Source organism: Edaphocola flava, from assembly GCF_004118155.1.
Taxonomy (GTDB): domain Bacteria; phylum Bacteroidota; class Bacteroidia; order Chitinophagales; family Chitinophagaceae; genus Edaphocola; species Edaphocola flava.
On record NZ_SAIQ01000003.1, the window covers coordinates 1 to 20,371 of the forward strand.

Here is a 20,371-nt window from a genome sequence, read left to right on the forward strand (position 1 = left end):
AAAAGCGGTAACAGTTGCCATTAAAGATTTTATCATTCCATCTTTACAATCAAATGGATTAATTTTCATTGATTTTACCTTATTAAAAAATCAATTTATAGGAATAAATAAGGAGCGGGGAGACTGGGAGCACATACAGCAATTAAAAATGTTCGATGATACCAACTTCAACCGGAAGCTATTTGGAAAATTGACATATAAAAATGGTAAAAAAGAAACGTGCTCTACAACAGTAAAAATCGGACTGAATATGAATTCTAAGCCAGTTTCTGTTTCCTTTTATCCCGAATTAACCTGTGTATGAATACCAGAGTACTAAAGATATTATTAGCATTATCCATCATGATTTCTGGCTGCAGCGAATCTTCCCAACAAGCACAGAAACAGCAAAGCCACTATCCTACAATTGTTGATTCTTTACAGATCAATGACTGGTACGACAGTACCAAATGGTACTTGTACACTTATTATTGTATGGATACACCAGGCACATACTATGGGGATATCAGAACCCAAACGATTGTCAACAAACCTTATTCAAGCCTTGAACTCCGTTTCGACTCTTTAGGATTGAGTGGAGATTCATGCGCATTTTACTTTAGTTTTTATAATGATATTGATCACAAACTAATCAATCATTTTAACTATGATGAATGGACGGGAATGATAAACGGTTTAATGTTTACCGCCGATCAGCCGGATACACTAATGTACTTCGTCAGGAGTAATTCATCAATGCCTTTAGAGTCTCTTTCCTTTCCTAAGTGGATTTATGATACTACATCTTACAAAAAGGTTAAACCGCTTCAACCAGATATTATTCGTTTTATTAACAAGAATAAAAACATGCTGAATCCTTGGTTTTTAGAACAAGCTAAGAAAAGAGGCATAATAACTGATTAAATTAGACTTCAAAATCAGTAAATACCGCCTTTGATAAAAATGCAAGAAAGTTTCTAATGAATTTCATTAGCCGTAAATTACAATGATGAAAAAGGGATTAAATATATTTCTGATTGCCTTGCTGTTAACTTTATGTTCCGGTTGCTCAATGGACACTTCGGAGGTGAAAGCCATAGCTGTAATAGAGATCGTTGGTGAACGTGATTATACATTGCTATTTGCGGAAAGCCAGAAAAATATTGATGATGCCATTACCCAAAACAAGGTATATGAGAGTGCAGATGTTGCAAATGAATATGTAATGGAAAAAAAAGTTATCAGCAGAGCAGCAATTAATCATTTAGTTACATTCCTTCGGAAAGAGTGCCTGCAGGAATACCCGGATATTCCCGGCATACAACCTGTTCATATCCTTAAAATCATTACCGCACAAAAAGTATATAATTGCTTTCTCACTACACGTAATAAAGCTGCCGCACTTGATTATTTAAGCAGATTACAGGAATGGCTGCAACACTCACCATACGACAAAGAGTATGACGACTGGTATGGAATTATTAAATGGGAATCTGAGCGGCTGCGGGGAAGGACGGACTAGCCCTTCTTGTTTTGACAATATATCCTTTTCTATCCATTAACTCCACCTCTTGCATTCCTCCTGTACATCTACTACCTTTATACCTCCCAAAAACTAAGTCATGAAAAGAATCATACAACTCAGCCTGTTTATATTGCTATCACTCTTTGCCCGCAATAGCTATGCACAGGGAGCCGAAATGGAGATCCGAAAAATGCTACAACTGCAGCAGGAAGCCTGGAATGCCGGTGATATTCCGGCCTATATGAGCGGGTACTGGCAGCATGATAGTCTGGCTTTCATCGGCGGAAGTAAAACAACCTATGGCTGGAAACCCGTACTGGACCGCTATCTGAAATCATATCCAGATAAGGCCACGATGGGCGAGCTCACCTTTTCTGAGTTGAATGTACATCCGCTCAGTAAGGGAGAGTATTTTGCGATTGGGAAATGGCATTTGAGCAGGAATAAAGGAGATGTGGGTGGCAGCTTTCACCTGCTGTACCGCAATATAAAAGGCAAATGGCTGATCGTGATGGATTATACCAATTAATCAGCACCTTCCTCATCCTTATGGAAATATTCATATACGACACGGGCTTTAGAAGCACCGATCGTTAAAGTCAGTTCTCTTTGGGTCATCTGTTTGATCTTCGCTACAGAACGATAGCGTTGTAATAGGGTAGTAGCGGTCTGCGCACCGATACCCGGTATATCCTCCAGTTCATTCTTGATCGTGCCTTTGCTGCGCACATCACGGTGAAAGGTAATCCCGAAACGGTGCACCTCATCCCGCACACGGCGGATCAGCAACAGGCTTTTACCATTGTACGGTAATTGCAGTGGATCACTATCGCCGGGATAGAAAATGCTCTCTTCCCTTTTAGCCAGGCCCACGATCGTCATTTTACCGACCAGTCCCAGCGCACTGATGCTCTCCATAGCCGCACTCAGCTGGCCTTTACCACCATCTATAATGACTAACTGTGGCAGCGGTTTCCCTTCCTTGATCAGGCGGGAATAGCGCCTATGCACAATCTCAGCCATAGAGGCAAAGTCATTAATACCCTCAACCGTTTTAATATGAAAATGGCGATATTCTTTTTTATACGGCATACCCTCCTTAAAACAAACCATAGCGGCAACCGGGAAGCTGCCCTGGAAGTTAGAGTTATCGAAACATTCGATATGCACGGGCACCTCCTTCAGTTTCAGGTCATGCTGTAACTGTACCAGGGTATCATTCATATCCTTTGTCGCCGCCTTATCCAGGTTCAGCCTGGTTTTCAGCTCCGACTGGCGCATATGCTCCTCTGCATTTTTATAACTCAGGTCCAGCAGTTTCTTCTTATCACCCAGCAATGGCAGGGTTTGGACCAGATCCGATTCCTCAGTCTGTATCTCAAAGGGCAGGATAATCTCCTTAGCCTGAGACTGGAATCGCGGACGCAGGAAGGCAATAGCGTAAGATAATAATTCTTCGGCAGTCTCCTCCAGTTTCTTCTCGATCTGCAGGCTTTTGCTTTGTACAATACTACCTTCTGCCACCACCATATAATTGACATAAGCCAGTCCGCCATGCTCTACAATACTGGCCACATCCAGGTTGCCCAGTCTGGTATTCACCACAGAAGATTTGGTCTGGAAGCCTTGCAGGATATCGATCGTCTCTTTGGTATGCTGTGCCTTTTCAAAAGCCATCTGCTCTGCTTCTTCAGCCATCTGCTGGCGTAAGCTACTCAACACGCCACTGATATTCCCTTTGACAATCTGCTTTACCTGCTGCACATCATTCTGATAATCGTCCAGGCTTTGCAAACCCTCGCAGGGCGCCTTACAATTGCCCAAGTGGTATTCCAGGCATTTTTTAAACTTACCTTTCTTAATATTCTCCGGGCTCAGGTTAAGGCTGCAGGTACGCAGCGGAAAACGACGCTTCACCAGGTCCATCAGTGTATAGATCTGGCTGACCGAAGTATATGGCCCCAGGTATTCCGATCCATCTTTAGTAAATCTGCGGGTCAGGAATACACGCGGAAATGATTCATTCTTGATGGTGATGTACGGATACGTTTTATCATCCTTAAGGCTGATATTGTATGGCGGCTTGAAATGCTTGATCAGCGAGTTTTCCAGCAGGAACGCATCATGCTCATCATTCGTCACCGTCCACTCTACATGCACAATCTGGTTGACCAGCGTATGGGTCTTTACATTATCGATCTTTTTGACAAAATAAGAACTGACCCTTTTTTTCAGGTTCTTGGCCTTACCTACATACAACAGCTTCTTCCCGGCATCGTAATAACGATACACACCGGGAGCATGCGGCAGCATAGGAGATATTTCAGCCTGGAATTGTTCTTTATTCATCGGATCATGTAATGCTTAAAAGGAAAGTACCGTACCGGCAGCCACCTCATAAGGAGCTTTACCAGCTTCAAAAATGCGGGTTTGTTCAGAACCCTCTGTAGTGACCTGATCGCCTGTAACCCTGATCCAGTTACCTTCTCTGAGGCCTACAACCGGAATAGTATTCTGGGTATGAAACTCCTTGATACGAGTTTCGCGGGTCTCACCATTATGTTTCAGATCCGGATTCGGGTCCAGGTAGTGCGGGTTCAGGTTAAAGGGAACCAGTCCCATGGTTTCAAAGCTAGGCGGATACACAATCGGCATATCATTGGTCGTTTGCATATTGATACCACCTATATTACTGCCTGCACTGGAACCCAGATAAGGCTTTCCGCTGCTGACTGCTGCTGACAGTTCGGTCATTAATCCCTGCTCATGCAGTTGTTTCACCAGCAGGAAGGTGTTTCCGCCACCGGTAAAAAAACCCTTAGCTTCCTGTATGGCTTGTTTCGGATCGGCAAAGGTATGCAACCCTTTTACGTTAATACCAATACCGGCAAAGTATGTCGCTGCAATCGCGGTGTATTCATCATGTGAAATACCACCCGGGCGGGCATAAGGGACAAATATGATGGAGTCAATACCTTTGAATAAGTCTTTGATCTGCTCTTTGATATACGCCAGGTATTCGCCTCCAAATAAAGTGGAGGTACTGGCCAGGATAATATTCTTCATGTATGCAATAATATCCTGCAAAAGTAGCAAATCTGCGGCTTTTGTCCGGCTGCTTTGGAGAATATTTAAGATACCTGTGGCGCCGCTTTGGGCTTACCATACAGGAGATGACTGATAAATACCAGTGCCGTAAAAAATGTACCCACCAGCACTACACCCGGCCACTGCCAGGCACGCCAGGCCTGTGCTGCCAAATAAGTACCCAACGAGCCACCTATGAAATAGCTGAACATATACACAGTATTCAAACGGTTGCCGGCCGCCAGCCTTAAAGCAAAGAAGCTGGACTGGTTCATAATATGCATCGACTGCAGGCCCATATCGATCAGGATAATGCCGATAATGAGTCCGATATATGTATAACCACCAAAGTAAAAAATGACCCAGCTGATAAGCATAATTAGTATAGCGTACAGCACAATCTGGAATGGACGTACCTTATTCGCGATCTTACCAACAATAGCGGCAGCCAGTGCCCCTACAGCACCAATCATACCAAAAGAACCCGCTACTGCTGCACCGGCATGAAAGGGCTCCTCTTCCAGGTGAAATACCAATGTGGTCCAGAAAGCACTGAATGCCGCAAATCCGGCACCACCACGGAATGCAGCCAGTCTTAATACCGGCTGTGTTTTGGTCAGGTGTACCAGTGAGCGCATCAGTTCCCGGTAAGTACCCTTAAAGGAAGGATGCACTTCCGGCAATTTAAGGGCCAATACCAGGGCCAATACGCCCATACAGCCCGCAGCAATGTAGAACATAGCCTTCCAGCCCCAGAGATCACCTACAATACCACTGATTACCCTTGATAATAATATCCCTATCAGCAGTCCGCTCATTACCATACCTATAGAGGCACTCTGCTTTTCTTTCGTCGCCAGTTCTGCCGCCATAGGTACAAATAACTGCGGCACGACAGAGGTAAACCCGATGAGGAAACTGATTGGAATCAGCCAATGTATAGACGGGGCAATGGTCATGCCCAGCAGGGACAGAATGATAAATATGAAATCAATCAGGATAAGGCGCTTACGGCGCAGCATATCGCCGAGTGGTACAATCAGTAATAAACCCATGGCATATCCGATCTGGGTAAACATAGCAATATTACTCACCTTCGCCTCACTTACCCCCATATCTTTAGCAATCAGGCCCAGTAAGGGTTGATTATAATAATTATTGGCAACCACCAATCCGCTGGCAATGGTCATCAGCCATAAGACAGAACGGGTAAGGGCCGGACGGGCAGGCATTTCGCCGGTTACAGATGTGTTTCCTACAGGATCAGATACAGTTTGTTCGGGATTCATATGATTCAGAAAAGAGCAGGGCAGGTATTATCCTGCAAAACAACAGGATTAATAGCAATGTCGTATAGATGAAAAGCAATTTTGGTAATAAATTAACCTACTGCCACCACCGTGAGGGCAAATTTAATCAGGAATATGTATCTTTGCCCTACAAAAGGAAATGGTGTGCTTCCTTACCCAACCGCTTGCAAAAGCTGATGACGCCTGATTATATATCAATATTTACCTTATAATCAGGATTGTTATGCCCGTACCACAACACCAGACTACCGCCAGTTTCTCCCGTAATATTTACATACGATTCCGTTTATTGTTCCGCAAGTATCCGCTTATGCCATACCTGTTCAGATGGGTGCTGATCTGTCTGATCCTTGGTTTACTCATTGGTTCCGCCTCTGCCTTCTTCCTGCAAACCCTGCAATGGGCCACAGCATTCCGGGAGGAGCATAGCTGGATTTTATTTCTGCTGCCGGTCGGTGGTTTCCTGGTCGGATGGGCATATGACCGCTATGGAAAAAGTATAGTAAGCGGCAATAATCTGCTGATCGATACTATACTGGAGCCCGGCAAAACGATCCCGTTTAAAATGGCACCTATGGTATATGCCGGTACCATTATCACCCATTTACTCGGTGGCTCCGCAGGACGTGAGGGCACCGCATTGCAAATGGCCGGTGCAATAGCCGATCAGCTGCACAAGCCATTTAAATTATCCAAAGAAGATCGTAGCACATTGCTGATTGCCGCAGTAGCAGCGGGTTTTGGCAGTGTTTTCGGCACACCGCTGGCCGGCGCATTATTCGGTATAGAGTTTTTTCTGTTGGGTCGCCTGCGCTACCAGTCATTGTTTCCCGCGGTGATGGCTGCTATACTGGCCGACCTGGTCACCCGCGCCTGGGGCGTACCGCATACGCATTACCCGATCGGCATCGTGCCGGCTTTATCGTTTAGTCATCTCATTTTTGTGCTTATTGCCGGCATCCTGTTTGGCTGGTGTGCCGCGCTGTTCAGCAAATGCATGGAGTATTGCAGTACCAGCTTCAGAAAATATATTGCATACCCACCTTTTCGCCCGGTGGCGGGAGGTTTACTCATCCTGTTATTTGTATGGCTCTCTGGTACTACAAAGTACTCCGGGCTGGGTATTCCGGCCATTGTATCCGCATTTGACACCACCGCAATGCCCTATGATTTTGCCTTGAAAATGCTGCTGACCGTCATTACCTTATCTGCCGGATTTAAGGGTGGGGAAGTAACGCCTCTATTCTTCATCGGGGCCACATTAGGTAGTGCCTTAGCGTTTATTATACCCTTGCCGCATGCATTGCTGGCGGGTATGGGCTTTGTTGCTGTATTTGCAGGAGCGACCAATACACCATTGGCCTGTACGATGATGGGCATTGAATTATTCGGTATGGAATGTGGCGTATATATTGCGCTGGCCTGTGTTGTAGCCTATTTATGCTCAGGCAATAACAGCATATATAGCAGTCAACAGATCGACACTCCGAAACATCGTCGTTTCGGTCACCTCAGGGGCAAAAGAATGCAGGATCTGTAAACTTTATTTATTATTGGCGTGCTTTTTTAAGTCTGCCATACTCAGCCTGCTGTTTTCGATACGTTCCGTACCAAAATATATCGCTTCCGGGTCAAATGAGGTCATGTACTGCAGGTTCACACAGCAACTACGGTTCACCTGTACAAATGAGGCCTGCAGGCTTAAGGGGAGTAATTGTGTGCGCACAAAGGTTAGTGATCCCCTGATCGAATACTGGAATTGCACCTGTGCAGATTTTACTTTTACATAATTCTTACCCGCCTCCAGGCAGTAAATATCTTTCCAGAAAAACTTATTAGTCTTATGTCCTACCTTCACAAAGAAGTAATCGGGGCGGGTATCTTCCTGCTGATCGGATTCCGGCACCTTCTGTTGCAGATTACTGTTTTCGATAGCCGTTTGTATAGCTGCAAATAAGGTTGCAGAACCTGCCGGTTTGATCAGGTATCCCTGCGGCTTCTGGCGGGTGGCCGCCCTGATCGTGTTCAGATCATTATAGGCCGTAAGGTAAATAAAAGGAATATTGGGCCTGGTATCCTGGATAATGCCCCCTAATGCAATCCCGTTCTTCCACTCCTCTGCCTCCTCAAGGTTTATATCCAGCAGGATCAGATCGGCTTCAGTATGGGCAATAAGATCTCTGGCCTCATCAAAATGATAGCAGATACCACTCACATAATAGCCCAGATCCTCGAGGCTATACTTAAGGTGCTCCGCAATAAGGGCATCGTCTTCAATAATCAGAATGTTGATCTTATTTTCCATTGGGACAAATGATGGTGTATTGATAAGGATGCTCCGGATGGCGCAATACCTGGGCATGCAATTGCCTGCTCAGCAAAACTACGATTTCTGTGCCCAGTCCCGGCGGAGCATCTGCATTATGTGCATCTACAGAACCATTATCGGCATACCGGATCTCCAGCTGATCTTCCAGTACACGGAAGGCTACGGTTAGGTGCAGTGGTTCATTTCCGGTATCGGCATACTTTATCGAGTTAATGATCCATTCGTTCAATATCAGTGTCAGGGGCAATTGCTTTTTCTTAGGCAATCCTATATGATCGGTACCGCTCACACTGACCGTTACCGGTTTACTGATAAAATAACAATTCACTACTGCTTGTACCAGTGCCTCTATAAAAGATTTAAAGTCCACCGCCTGTTCATGACTACCGATCCGCTGATGCAGATCTGAGATGCTCTGCACCCGCAAGCGGGCTTCCTGCAGGTCTCTTACCGTCTCCTCATTCTGGCTTCTGCGCTCCTGCATCTGTAGCAGGCTCACAATCATCAGCAGGTTATTCTTAACCCGGTGCTGCATTTCCTTATTCAGCAGTGCAACATTGCCAATCTGCTGGTCCAGGTCTTCATTGGTACGGCTCAGTTTGGCAGAAAGCGCACGGTATTTTTTCACATTTTTATAGAGAAATATACTCAGCACTGTGATGGACAGAAAGCCGATCATAAACACCACAAAGCCCATCTCCTTCCATTGCTGCATGGTCTGTTCATACTGGATCTGCCGCCTTTCCGCATCCAGTTCCGATTTGGCCAGATCATGCTCCAGCGCTTCCAGGGCCTTACCCTGGTTCAATTCTACGGTAAAATTATATTCTGCCAGCAGATAAGTATAGGCCTTGGTCGTATCCTTAACGGTACGATACAGCTGTACCAGGTTTGTAGCCAGGAAGGCACGGTCAAAACCTGTTGTGGTGCGGGCATACGCTTGTTCCAGAGAATCAAGATAGGGCGACCGCACCTTACCGTAATGATACACATCAATGCGGGAACGGGTCAGATAATAATTATCCAGGTAATTATAGGTATCCGGATCATTACGTATCCAGCTCCTTTTAAATAGATTGTTCAATATACTATCAGCCAGTGCATAATTGCGCACCTCGCTACTGATCAGGGCCATCTGGGAGATATAGCCTTGCTGCTTCCGGAACGCAGTATCCTTGATCAGCAGTGTATCGTACAGGTTCCTTAATATTTCCACCGCGTGCACACTATCATTGATCTTATCATAAGCATGCGCTACCAGCTGCTGTACATACAGATAGCGGGAGTATTGATCTGGAAGTTTACCAAATAAAGCCGCAGCTTCTTTAAAATAATGGATGGTACGCTGAGGTTCTTTATTCCAGGCATCGTAGATACGGCCTTTGGCAAACAGGGCTTCTGCCTTTAACCTGGCATTATGGGATTGTTCTGCGATAATCTGCGCACTATCGTAGTATTTCAGACTATGAGCGAAGGTGGTATAATTCTTTTTCTGTGCATATACACTGTCTCCTTTATGTAAGAGGACAAAAAATACAGCCTCCTGCTGCTGCAGACTCATTGCCGCTTTATCTTCCCGAGTACAGGAAAACAATCCTGAAACAAGCGACCAGGAAAACAGGAAACAGAGAATAATATGACCGTATTGTTTACGCATTCATCTTATTGCAAATGTACCGTCATGATGAGAATTATTATTGTAGTATATCCTCAAAAATAAGCATGTTCGCACTCAAAGTAAGCATTTTTTTTGGAGGACCGCAAGGCTTAGTTTTCCTTTGCAGACTAAACAATATACCAATCGATTCCGGTATTGAGCAGGAATCGCTAAAAGAATATAAATGGATCGGGCTACCATGCTTGTATAATAGCAGGTTCATCTATGAGTAATGAAGAGAGCTAAGCCATTTGATTTTTCAGATGGCTTTTTTATAATACGCAATTAATAATCGCTAACTGAGTATCCGCTTAAAGGAAACAAAGTCTAGTATTATATTTTAGGCATTCTATTTATGGCATTAATATACGACTTTACACTTAAGTCTCTTTGTTGTTAATTAATTTTGTTATTTTCGGATTAAAAATCCTTATGGCTAAGTTTATTAAAGTTACCTCTATATCTGGTTTGACTGAATACAATTTAAATGTAGAATATATTGTATTTTACTATCCTTTAATTCAGTCAAAAACTACATCAATTTTACTTTCTACAGGTAGAGATTTAGAAGTATCCGATAATATATCTGAATTTGAAGCAAAACTTAATGCTGTCTCATTGTGAATTTTCTAACTTTCCAAAAAGGAATTCCTAGAAAATACCATATTGTAATAGTGTTTTGATCACTATATACAGATCCGTCATATGGTACATGTATAATTTTCTTAGTAATCATAATTTTTTAAGTTTAAGTAGGTAGTCATTTGACTACCTTATTTTTTTCAAATCCTTTACTATACCGTATTTCCGGGTTTATCAACTTCATGTGCATATCTCGTTAATGATAAATCGCATGTAAAAAATTATCTTTGTGTACAAGTTACGAATATGTTTTTTTGGTTATATAAAGTTGGTTTCGTATACTTATCTTAGAGGTTTAAATATTGCTGTAATTGTTAAAAGTTTGCATTTTAATAAATGCAATTGTACATTTGCAAATGCAAATTCATCGCAGGATTGTTAGATCAAACACTGCTAAAAGATGAACAATATTTAAACCTCAGCGGCAACTGAGGTTTTTTTGTTTTTATACAATAAAGTTTTTGGTCGAAACAGAACGTTCCTGAAATTCTGATTATTAAACCCAAAATTTATAGCGATGAATTTGCATCACAAGCCAGAATTTTGTTCCAAATGCAGCAATGCAATGAAAGAAGTTTTTATCCCTTGGAAAAGAGGTAAAAATGGAGTTAGGATTTATCCAAAAAATTCGAGATACTTCCACTTCTTTGTTTGCGAGAATCCAACCTGCAAACAGAACAAATAAGAGCTAAAATCTAAGGATTTATGAGGGGTTGCCGCCCCTCTTTTTATTTCTTTGGTTTACCTTTTTTAAAGATACCTACAAGTACATCGTCAAAACCAATTAATGGTCTTGCAGGTGCACTCATTTTAATGTTTCTGCTAAGTTTTCTTAAATGGAGTTTTTTGAATTCTTGCCAAGTTTCAGATACTTCAAGAATACCTAATAATTTAAGAATCTCTTCATCAGATTTAAATGTCTTGAAGTATTCTTCTTCTCCATTAAGTCGTTTAACTTCTTTTGCTAATCTCTGATCCATAAACTAAGGTTTGGTAAGTTAATCTCTTACCTGAAATACCTTGTAAAAATAAGTCTATTTTCTCGCTTAAAATACTCATTCTATTGTTAAAGCGGAAGGATCTCTCATTTAAGTACATTTGCAAGTGCTTTCTAGACACTTTATAATAAACACCTATTATTGATCTTTTTAAGTGACTCCAGTAATTTTCAATCCTGTTAGTGGTTATATCTCCATCGGCATATTGTCCTCTACCATGATCAATAAACTCATGTTTATAATGTTTACTTAAACCCGCGTAACCCATCCACTCATCTGTAAGTAATCTACTTCCTCCTTTTATGTTTTGAAGAATTAACGGTTGTAACGTTTTTACTTTGGTATCTTCTACAACAAAGGTTTTAACTTTAGTAGGTCTGATAGTCACCTTTTCAATAACATACTCTCCATCTATTACCTTGTGAGGTCTTCTAACTAATTTGTATTCTCCTCTTTTAAGTAAGCCTACTACTGGTGTTTTATCTTTGAAGGATCTACCTTGAGACTTTTCAACTTTTTTGTCTTTGTGTCGGTTCTTATTTTTGCCTCCTACGAACGATTCGTCTGATTCAATCTCTCCATCAAACTCATCATCTTCAGGGTCAATTGCAAATCTTAACCTTGCCAGTATAAACCATGCTGTTTTCTGAGTAACTCCTAATTCGTCTGCTAACTGATAAGAAGAAATACCTCTTTTATTAACTATGAAAAGGTATATGGCTACAAACCATGTTCTAAATTCGATTTTAGATCCTTCAAAGATGCTATCTGTTCTTACTGTAAAATACTTCTTGGTGTTTACACAGCGGTATCTGTTACCTGCACATTTATAGACTTTGGAATCTTCATCGAAAGGAGAAACGATATTTCCGTTCCATCTCAGCATTTCAAGGTGATCAATACAGCTTTGTTCTGTGGGGAAAGCCTCCAGAAGTTGTTTAACACTCTTGTATGGTTTTACTGAGATCATTACAATACAAATATAAGTAGAAAAGTACATTAGAAGTGTAAATAAATACTTAAATTTGTTATTATGATAGAACATTTACAAAAACTAGACTTTGTCCTTGACTATTTTAAAAAGAAAAAAGAGTTCAGTGCCACATACAATTATTCATTAATTGAAACATATGTTAAAAGGACTCCAGAAATGAATATCACTACACTTATACTCAAGGAAATTTTAGAAAAATTGGTATCTGATGGTTATCTAACAAAAACTGAAAAACCTACAGGATTATCTTATTATAATATATCCTTTAAAGGGTTGGTTTTCGAGGGTTACGTCTTGGTATATACATTATCCCAAAAGGAAATACAAAGAGTGAATATGTTAGAGCAGGAACAAAGGGCTTTGGCTTATTCACAAAATCAGGTGGCTGAAAAGACAAAAAATCTGACTGTGTGGGTGGCAATTGGGACAATAATTGCGGCTGTTTATTATCTTCTTGAGATTTGGAAGTTCTTTTTTGAAAAAGATTCCTGATCACCTTAAACAGTGCATCCCTAAATTTCATAAATTTGTGATTCATTGAAAAATCATTTTGAATTTGAATAAATAAAAGAAAATTTACATATAAATACTTGTATCATATCATAGCTGACTACTCTAAACTGCGACCTTAGATAACAAAGCCAATGCAGGATATGACTTAGATACGCCTATAAAGGTGTAACTCAGTCTTTGCATTGGTTGGATGTCGCAGTCCATGAGTGGTGAAGATACTGGTTACACCTAATTTTTTACAATCACTCATAAAAACTGCGACAAATGACAAAACTCTTACCCTTAATTCTTCTACTATTCCTATTCTCTTGTCAGAATGGAAACACACAATCTCAAAAGAAACTCTACACTGAAGAAGAACTCCAACGAGCGATCCTAAAAGCTAAAGATGAACAACAGAAAGTTGATGAGACAGCCGAAGCGGTTGCATCTGCTGCAAGAGCTACAATGGAACCTACAACAACCATAACTCCAGCACCTCAAACCTACTATGTATTTGCAGCATTGGTAGTTTCTTTTGGTATAGGGGAAGAAAACTATCAGGTTTTGACAACTGAAATAATTGAACGCACCCATAAACCCACTAGAGACGAAGAATATAAGATTCTTGATGACTTAACAAGTTCTCCTGATGTTCAAGCCAATAGTAGAGTTTATAAAAACTTCAAAACTCATAAACGTAAAGTCTATTCATTTAATTCATATGCAGACGCTAGTGAAAAACGTCAAGAAGTATTATCTAAAGGAATTCAATAAATTTAACCTTTAAAACCACTATAAAATGGATCAAAACTTAAACCATGAGGTACTGAAAGTACTAGAAGATAATGGTATATTCCGTGCGAATAAGCCTGTAATGGGTGGATACATTATTTCATTTAAAGATAACCTGATAAACGTAACTGTAGGCCCTAACATCTACAAATATCAAATATCTGAGTTATTAGATTCAGATGAATACATAAATATCATTCCAAAAGACCCTACTTTCACAAAGAATATTAAAGTTGAGATTGAATATCTAAAACCTGTTTACATAAGACGGGATTCATCAATGCTTCACATAGATGGTTATATTATTCTGAAGTAAAAGGTAGAAATCCAGAATCTCTAAAATTCGTCACCCCTATTCTTAGTAGGTTTTCATAAAATTTTATAGAATTATTGACACTATCCCTGAAAGGCTTCATTCCTGGACTATCATTATTATCTATCTCATTTAATGATAAAATGAGTAAATCGTAGGGATGATTTTTATTGTAGTTCTCTAAAAGTTCTACAATTTGTGTTGCTACCTTATAGGCTTCTTGAATGGAATCCTTATTCACAACAACCTCCTTTCCAAAGACCACTTATTGTGGTCTTTTTGTTTTTGTTCACAAAATTTTTGAAAAGAATTGGCTCTGATGTAAGATTGTATATTAGTGCCCTATTTATATCTATTGGTACCTTTTGCCTTGATGCAAAAGGGTACCGCCAAAAAATCAAGGCTGTATACATCCCTGGCTAAAAATCAATGTGTCGGTCGGTCGCAAACGCAGACTCGCTGCGCTCAGACAGTGGTTTACGACTTTATCGACCGAGCCAATGATTTTTGTAACGCCGGATTTATAAGGACATTCTAAGCGATCTGTTCTGTACGGATCGCTTATTGTTTTCATCACAGCGATAGCCATTTTGGTTGGAGCTGCGGATCGTTGAGCACCCAACGCATCACACGTTAAGCTCAGACGATCAAGGCACGCAACGGTACAAAATGGCGGTGCTATGCAATCGCCTTGATGAAATATCATTTTTGCACCTTTTGTTGCCGGACAAAAGGACGAATAAAATAGTTGCCTACATGCGGATAGTCAGTAAATTTTATTTCTTGAAATGCTTACTGACACTCATTTTAAGCAGTATAAATATTTCTCATTGAATTGACCGCCATATCAATGGTAGTGTACACATTCCATTTCTTTAAATCCAGGTAATAATTCAGACAGTGAGATTGCCAGTAACAAACCTATTCTATTTCCTTTCCAGCCTGCTTAAAGTCTCCCGCGATACACCCAGGTAATGTGCAATCATCGTTTTTGATACCCGTTGAAACAGGGCAGGGTATTGCTGCAACAACAGTTCGTATTTCTCTTTAGGCGAACTTTTCATCATAGATAAAACACGTCTCTGCAAGGCTACATAGCCACTGAAGGCTTTACGTCCGTGAAATATATACATTTTGGGCACCAGGTTACAAACAGTTTCCTTATCTGCAGCGGAAAGTTCCAGCACAAAACAAGGCTCCAGTGCCTGTACACACATATCACCACTGCTTTGTTTTGCATAAGCAGGGTAGTCTGATATCCACCAGTTCTCTATAGCAAACTGGATAATGTGCTGGCGGCCATCTTCATCATGCATAAACGCTTTCAGACAGCCCTGCACCACCAGGAACTCGGCTTGCACCATATCGCCACTCTCGATCAGTAATTGCTTTTTGGCCACCGTAAGCGGCTTATAATATGGGAGCAACAGGGCAAATTCTTCATCTGTAAGGGACACAACCTGTTCTATATGTCGGCGCAGAAAAGAGGCATATTCCATGTTGTAAATGTACAAAAGAAATATGCCTCGATGTATACTATCATTAAATCTAATCTAGTCCAATGCCTTTTTAATCGCTTCACCTACAGCCTTTGCCGACTGTGGGTTTTGACCAGTGATCAATCGTTGGTCTACCGTTACATGCGGTTGCCATGCTGCAGAATGTTCATATTTTCCGCCACGGGCTTTCAGCTGGTCCTCTAACAAGAAGGGCACCACACCACTCAGTTTCACCAGTTCCTCTTCTTCATTAGAGAAGCCGTTTACCTTTTTACCATCCACAAGATACTTACCATTGCTCAATTGTATATTGACCAGGCCTGCCGGTCCATGACATACGGCGGCAACCACACCATTCTGCTCATAAATACGTGCCGCAATAGCGGCCAGTGCTTTATTTTCCGGCAGATCCCACATAGCACCATGTCCGCCGGCATAAAATATAGCAGCATATTCTTCCGGTTTCACCTGCTCAGGGCGCATGCTGTTACTGATCTTCTGATGATATTCTTTATTTTCCCAGAATGCTTGGTTATCCGGATCACTCAGGTCAAAGCCGTCAACGGGCGGAGTACCTCCTTTCGGACTTACAAAATCGATTTCATACCCTGCATCAGTCAGCACTTTCCAGGGATGAGACACCTCGGCAAGGTAATATCCTGTTGGCTCACCCGTGCTGCCTTTGGTATCATGACTGGTGACTACAAATAAGATTTTCTTTTTCATGTTTGATGTTTTTTGCTGCGCCTGTAATGCACCGAAACCCGCCAGCATGGCGATGACCAGTACCAGGACCTGTAATATATTCCGTTTCATATTAATGATTAATTTGTTCCTGATAAGTTTTCCAGTCCAGGTATCCTTCCATACCCAGTCCATAATGCAGTGCACGGTTGGGTGGGGTAACCGGCCAGTTGTTCCGGAGGCGATCAACCAGATCAGGATTCGCAATGTATACCTCTCCGAAAGCAGCAATATCAATAGTGCCGGCTTCTATTAATGCAGTAGCCTTCTCACGGTCCATACCACCTGCCAGGATCAATACGCCGTCATACCAGCTGCGGAAGCGCTCCAGGAATCCATCAGGTAAGGCGAAGCTGCCACGGGACTGCTGGTCCATGATATGAATATACGCAATATTTCTCCGGGACAGTTCTGTCGCGAGGTACTGGTAAGTTTCTTCTATTTCCTCATAATGCGGCAATTCATGCAGTCCGCCATAAGGTGTCAGGCGTATCGCCACTTTATCAGCCCCGATTGCGGCAATAGATGCATCAATAGCTTCCAGCAGGAAACGGGACCGGTTGGCTACTGAGCCGCCATACTGGTCACTACGGTTATTGATATGCGGATTCAGAAATTGCTCAATAAGATAACCATTCGCACCATGCAGCTCTACACCATCAAAACCCGCTGCTACAGCATTTTTAGCCGCATGAGCGAAATCCTGCACCACAGCCGATACCTCTTCTGTTGCCAATGCCCTGGGCTGCGAAGCAGGTACAAATCCTTCTTTGCCCTCCGCATCATATCCCCAGGCAAAAGAGTTGGCAGCACGCAGATCAGAAGCCCCTACCGGCGCCTGACCTTTAGGCTGATTAGACGTATGGGAGACGCGGCCTACATGCCACAGCTGGGTAAAGATGGTACTCCCTTCTGCATGTACAGCATCCGTAACCTTTTTCCAGCCGGCTACCTGTTGCGGTGTATACAGTCCTGGAATATATAATACACCCATAGCCGTATCAGAAATAGCCGTACCTTCTGTAATGATCAGGCCCGCATCAGCACGCTGCGCATAATAGGTAGCATTAAATTCTTTAGGAATACCGTCAGCATTACGGGCACGGGTCATTGGTGCCATGGCAATGCGGTTTTTCAAATTCAGGGCACCGAAGCTAAGCGGTGCAAACAAATCTTTGGTCATTGTTGCTTTGATTAATAAGTTGAGGATAATGTTTGTGTTGTGGCAAACGGATAATCTGTATATCCTTCAGCCGCACCACCGAAAAAATGTTCCCGCTTGGGTTCGTTTAATGGCAGATCATGCACCAGGCGATAGGGCAGATCAGGATTGGCTATAAACGGACGACCAAAACCTATAAGGTCGGCCCATCCATTGCGAAGCGCCTCTTCTGCACGGGCTTTGGTATACTTACCGGAATAGATGAGGGTTCCTTTAAATGCAGTTCTATAGGCCTCTTTAAATGCGACCGGCATGACCGGCGCATTATCCCAATCTGCTTCTGCAATGTGGATGTAAGCAATACCAATTTCCTGCAATAGTCCGGCTGCTGCGATATAGGTCTCTTCCGGATGATCATCCATTGCGCCCATAAGAGTAGTCAAGGGCGCCTGGCGTACACCAACACGATCGGCTCCTATAGCTTCGGCTACCGCTGTGGTCACTTCTTTCAGAAAGCGAAGGCGATTTTTAAGGCAGCCTCCATATTCATCTGTACGCTGGTTGGTCTGAGAGTCTATAAACTGCTCTATGAGGTAACCATTGGCTCCATGCAGCTCGACACCATCAAAACCGGCAGCGATTGCATTTTGTGCAGCTTGCGCATAATCATGGACAATGTCTTTGATCTCTGCGATGGTTAATGCCCGGGGCATAGAATGCTGTTCCATGGTGCCGAGTCCGGATTCTGCTGCTGCGCCTTCCGGAGCCAGGAATACTTTCACGCCTTCGGCCAGTATAGCTGAAGGAGCAACCGGTTGTGCCCCTTTTGGTTGCAGACTGGTATGAGAGATACGGCCTACATGCCATAACTGAGCAAAGATTTTTCCGCCGGCAGCATGTACCGCATCAGTAACTTGTTTCCATCCTGCAATCTGCTCCGGAGTATAGATACCGGGTGTCCAGGCATAACCTTGTCCCTGCCGGCTGATCTGTGTACCCTCAGAAATGAGGAGACCGGCAGAAGCCCTCTGGGCATAATAAGTGGCCATCAGCTCTGTGGCCACATTCCCTGCAGCGGAACGGGAACGGGTCATCGGCGGCATAACGATACGATTAGATAATGAGATTTGATTCAGTTGATATTGTTCGAATAACATAAGGTGTTCCTTTTTTTGTACAATGCAAAGGTCACCAGCCTGGCTGAAATGCACCTGTGATCAGGATCACAAGTTTTTAGGCAGGCTTTAAATTTTACTTATTTTAGCAATCAGGCTATAGAAATTTTTTATTTAAAACACCGCAATATGAGTGTCAGTAAACAACTCGCGCAACATCTGAGAGATGTTCATTTTGGTAAAAACTGGAGCTGGTCTAACCTGAAAGATGCGCTGGACGGGCTATCCTGGCAGGAGGCACAAGTCTCTGTGCAGGGATTGAATTCAATTGCTATACTCACCTGCCATATTACATACTATGTAAAAGTCATTTACAAGGTATTGGAAGGAGGGCCACTGGAGGGGAATGATAAGGATAGCTTTATGCTGCCGGATATTAAAGAACAATCTGACTGGAACGCGCTACAGGAAAAAATATGGCAGCAAGCGGAGCTTACTGCCAGTGCTATAGAAAAATTGGATGATGTGCAGCTTGATGCTCTGTTTTCAGAAGCTAAATACGGTACTTATTTCCGCAATATAGCAGGTATGATCGAGCATATGCATTATCATTTAGGACAGATTGTACTGATCCGGAAACTCCTGACTGCAAAGGTTTAATATTCGTTGTTCAGTGCCGCAGTATCCATAACCAGGTCTGTAAGAATCTCTTTGGTACTGCGTTCCGGCAATCCGGATAAAGATTGTCCTGCCCACAGATTTACAAAACCAGTATGACCGGCATCTCGCGCAGCTTTTCTCAAAGCCTGGGTAAGCCTGTTCTGATAAGGATAGGGCAGTATATGACCGGAATGTTCCACTGCATCAATGAATGTGTTGCGCAGACCACGGGCATACCTCCCGGAGAAGCTGCGGGTCAGCATAATATCTGATTCTCCACAATCTTTCAGACCGGCTCTCTCAAATGGCTGCAAAGCACTTTCATGAGCATTCAGTAATAAAGTACCTACCTGAAAGCCGGATGCACCAATCATTTTTGCGGCAAGCACAGTACGGGCATTATACATACCGCCTGCATAGATCAGGGGCACTTTTACACTATCATACACGCGGGAGAGTAAAGATAGTCCGCCAATCTGCGGAATATCTTCTGTGGCAAAACTGCCGCGGTGTCCGCCGGCTTCGAGCCCTTGCACACAGATCATGTCTATACCGGATTGCTCCAGTATAAGGGCTTCTTCAACAGAGGTACAGGTACCAATCAGCAGTACACCTTTGTCTTTACACTTACGGATGCTTTCTTCATCAAGATTGCCGAAGGTAAAACTGATAATGCGGCAACCTTCTTCCAGTGCGGCATCCAGCTGTGCATGATAATCATCTACATTGATCTCATCAATACCGGGCAGGCTCACCTCAATGCCGTAATCTGCAGCCAGTGCTTCAATAAATTGCTTGCTACCGGCATATTGCGTTTTAAGGGCTTCATCGGCCTGTGGTACCTTATGTACAAAAAGATTTACGGCAAACTGACCGTTACATAAGGCTTTGGTTGCACGAATGGCCTGTACACTTTTTTCTACTGACCAGTCTCCTAAGGGCAGTGAGCCCAGGCAGCCGGTTTCTGTGGCTGCAGCCACCATTTCTGGTGTTGTAACCCCAAACATAGGGGCCTGTATAAACGGGTAAAGAATGTCTAACTGATGGATAATCGGTTGGTTCATGGAGAT

The 20,371-nt window shown here is 42.7% G+C and carries 22 protein-coding genes and 1 riboswitch; of the genes, 9 read left to right on the forward strand and 13 right to left on the reverse strand.

What is annotated here, in order from left to right; translation table 11 throughout:
- The 4 genes from EMP01_RS15525 to EMP01_RS09575 all read left to right on the forward strand — a co-directional run.
- A partial coding sequence (locus EMP01_RS15525) for a hypothetical protein (RefSeq protein ID WP_161971302.1) occupies nucleotides 1-304 on the forward strand: 304 nt, incomplete at its 5' end.
- A complete protein-coding gene (locus EMP01_RS09565) occupies nucleotides 301-903 on the forward strand; it encodes a hypothetical protein (protein WP_129021304.1) in 603 nt (200 codons plus the stop codon). The genes EMP01_RS15525 and EMP01_RS09565, both read left to right, overlap by 4 nt.
- A 148-nt stretch (nucleotides 904-1,051) precedes the next feature.
- A complete protein-coding gene (locus tag EMP01_RS09570) occupies nucleotides 1,052-1,501 on the forward strand; it encodes a hypothetical protein (protein ID WP_129021305.1) in 450 nt (149 codons plus the stop codon).
- Between the two features lie 100 nt (nucleotides 1,502-1,601).
- Nucleotides 1,602-2,033 (forward strand): YybH family protein, encoded by a 432-nt coding sequence (locus EMP01_RS09575; protein ID WP_129021306.1) that lies wholly within the window; start codon nucleotides 1,602-1,604, stop codon nucleotides 2,031-2,033.
- On the opposite strand, the gene uvrC is transcribed toward EMP01_RS09575, so the two are convergent.
- From uvrC to EMP01_RS09590, 3 genes are all read right to left on the reverse strand, one after another.
- Entirely contained in the window at nucleotides 2,030-3,853 is a 1,824-nt protein-coding gene (gene uvrC, locus EMP01_RS09580) for an excinuclease ABC subunit UvrC (protein ID WP_129021307.1), read from the reverse strand. The genes EMP01_RS09575 and uvrC overlap by 4 nt on opposite strands.
- A gap of 15 nt (nucleotides 3,854-3,868) precedes the next feature.
- Nucleotides 3,869-4,570 (reverse strand): dipeptidase PepE, encoded by a 702-nt coding sequence (pepE, locus tag EMP01_RS09585; RefSeq protein ID WP_129021308.1) that lies wholly within the window; start codon nucleotides 4,568-4,570, stop codon nucleotides 3,869-3,871.
- Nucleotides 4,571-4,635: 65 nt separating this feature from the next.
- Nucleotides 4,636-5,880 carry an MFS transporter gene (locus EMP01_RS09590; RefSeq protein ID WP_129021309.1) on the reverse strand — a complete coding sequence of 415 codons (1,245 nt, stop codon included), beginning with the start codon at nucleotides 5,878-5,880 and terminating at the stop codon, nucleotides 4,636-4,638.
- A 147-nt stretch (nucleotides 5,881-6,027) separates the two neighbouring features.
- Nucleotides 6,028-6,094: riboswitch (Fluoride riboswitch) on the forward strand.
- A gap of 30 nt (nucleotides 6,095-6,124) precedes the next feature.
- Between EMP01_RS09590 and EMP01_RS09595 the strand changes: the two genes are divergently transcribed.
- The gene (locus EMP01_RS09595) at nucleotides 6,125-7,441 is read left to right on the forward strand and encodes a voltage-gated chloride channel family protein (protein WP_202616041.1); all 1,317 of its coding nucleotides are present in this window, start codon (nucleotides 6,125-6,127) and stop codon (nucleotides 7,439-7,441) included.
- Nucleotides 7,442-7,444: 3 nt separating this feature from the next.
- Here EMP01_RS09595 and EMP01_RS09600 read toward each other — a convergent pair whose 3' ends face one another.
- From EMP01_RS09600 to EMP01_RS09615, 4 genes are all read right to left on the reverse strand, one after another.
- The gene (locus tag EMP01_RS09600) at nucleotides 7,445-8,206 is read right to left on the reverse strand and encodes a response regulator transcription factor (RefSeq protein ID WP_161971303.1); all 762 of its coding nucleotides are present in this window, start codon (nucleotides 8,204-8,206) and stop codon (nucleotides 7,445-7,447) included.
- On the reverse strand, nucleotides 8,196-9,887 hold the full coding sequence (locus tag EMP01_RS09605) for a sensor histidine kinase (RefSeq protein ID WP_129021311.1): 1,692 nt from the start codon (nucleotides 9,885-9,887) through the stop codon (nucleotides 8,196-8,198). The genes EMP01_RS09600 and EMP01_RS09605 overlap by 11 nt, the downstream gene beginning before the upstream one ends.
- A 1,370-nt stretch (nucleotides 9,888-11,257) precedes the next feature.
- A complete protein-coding gene (locus EMP01_RS09610) occupies nucleotides 11,258-11,509 on the reverse strand; it encodes a hypothetical protein (protein WP_129021312.1) in 252 nt (83 codons plus the stop codon).
- Nucleotides 11,481-12,497 carry an IS1595 family transposase gene (locus EMP01_RS09615; RefSeq protein WP_202616042.1) on the reverse strand — a complete coding sequence of 339 codons (1,017 nt, stop codon included), beginning with the start codon at nucleotides 12,495-12,497 and terminating at the stop codon, nucleotides 11,481-11,483. Before EMP01_RS09615 ends, EMP01_RS09610 begins: the two co-directional genes overlap by 29 nt.
- 63 nt (nucleotides 12,498-12,560) lie before the next feature.
- Here EMP01_RS09615 and EMP01_RS09620 point away from each other — a divergent pair, with 63 nt between their 5' ends.
- From EMP01_RS09620 to EMP01_RS09630, 3 genes are all read left to right on the forward strand, one after another.
- A complete protein-coding gene (locus EMP01_RS09620) occupies nucleotides 12,561-13,013 on the forward strand; it encodes a hypothetical protein (protein ID WP_129021313.1) in 453 nt (150 codons plus the stop codon).
- A gap of 285 nt (nucleotides 13,014-13,298) precedes the next feature.
- On the forward strand, nucleotides 13,299-13,790 hold the full coding sequence (locus tag EMP01_RS09625) for a hypothetical protein (RefSeq protein WP_129021314.1): 492 nt from the start codon (nucleotides 13,299-13,301) through the stop codon (nucleotides 13,788-13,790).
- A 25-nt stretch (nucleotides 13,791-13,815) separates the two neighbouring features.
- On the forward strand, nucleotides 13,816-14,124 hold the full coding sequence (locus EMP01_RS09630) for a hypothetical protein (protein WP_129021315.1): 309 nt from the start codon (nucleotides 13,816-13,818) through the stop codon (nucleotides 14,122-14,124).
- On the opposite strand, the gene EMP01_RS15530 is transcribed toward EMP01_RS09630, so the two are convergent.
- The 5 genes from EMP01_RS15530 to EMP01_RS09650 form a co-directional block, all read right to left on the reverse strand.
- The gene (locus EMP01_RS15530; protein ID WP_161971304.1) at nucleotides 14,111-14,362 is read right to left on the reverse strand and encodes a hypothetical protein; all 252 of its coding nucleotides are present in this window, start codon (nucleotides 14,360-14,362) and stop codon (nucleotides 14,111-14,113) included. The genes EMP01_RS09630 and EMP01_RS15530 overlap by 14 nt on opposite strands.
- A 685-nt stretch (nucleotides 14,363-15,047) precedes the next feature.
- Nucleotides 15,048-15,620 carry a Crp/Fnr family transcriptional regulator gene (locus EMP01_RS09635; RefSeq protein WP_129021316.1) on the reverse strand — a complete coding sequence of 191 codons (573 nt, stop codon included), beginning with the start codon at nucleotides 15,618-15,620 and terminating at the stop codon, nucleotides 15,048-15,050.
- Between the two features lie 54 nt (nucleotides 15,621-15,674).
- Complete coding sequence (locus tag EMP01_RS09640; RefSeq protein ID WP_202616043.1) at nucleotides 15,675-16,436, reverse strand: type 1 glutamine amidotransferase domain-containing protein; 762 nt, start codon at nucleotides 16,434-16,436, stop codon at nucleotides 15,675-15,677.
- Between the two features lies 1 nt (nucleotide 16,437).
- Nucleotides 16,438-17,547 (reverse strand): alkene reductase, encoded by a 1,110-nt coding sequence (locus EMP01_RS09645; protein WP_129021317.1) that lies wholly within the window; start codon nucleotides 17,545-17,547, stop codon nucleotides 16,438-16,440.
- 11 nt (nucleotides 17,548-17,558) lie between these two features.
- A complete protein-coding gene (locus EMP01_RS09650) occupies nucleotides 17,559-18,683 on the reverse strand; it encodes an alkene reductase (protein ID WP_129021318.1) in 1,125 nt (374 codons plus the stop codon).
- Nucleotides 18,684-18,830: 147 nt separating this feature from the next.
- On the opposite strand from EMP01_RS09650, the gene EMP01_RS09655 reads away from it, so the two are divergent.
- Complete coding sequence (locus tag EMP01_RS09655; protein ID WP_129021319.1) at nucleotides 18,831-19,301, forward strand: DinB family protein; 471 nt, start codon at nucleotides 18,831-18,833, stop codon at nucleotides 19,299-19,301.
- Here EMP01_RS09655 and EMP01_RS09660 read toward each other — a convergent pair.
- Nucleotides 19,298-20,365, reverse strand: coding sequence for an NAD(P)H-dependent flavin oxidoreductase (locus EMP01_RS09660; protein WP_129021320.1), 1,068 nt, complete (start codon nucleotides 20,363-20,365; stop codon nucleotides 19,298-19,300). The two genes, EMP01_RS09655 and EMP01_RS09660, sit on opposite strands and share 4 nt — an antisense overlap.
- Nucleotides 20,366-20,371: the final 6 nt, after the last annotated feature.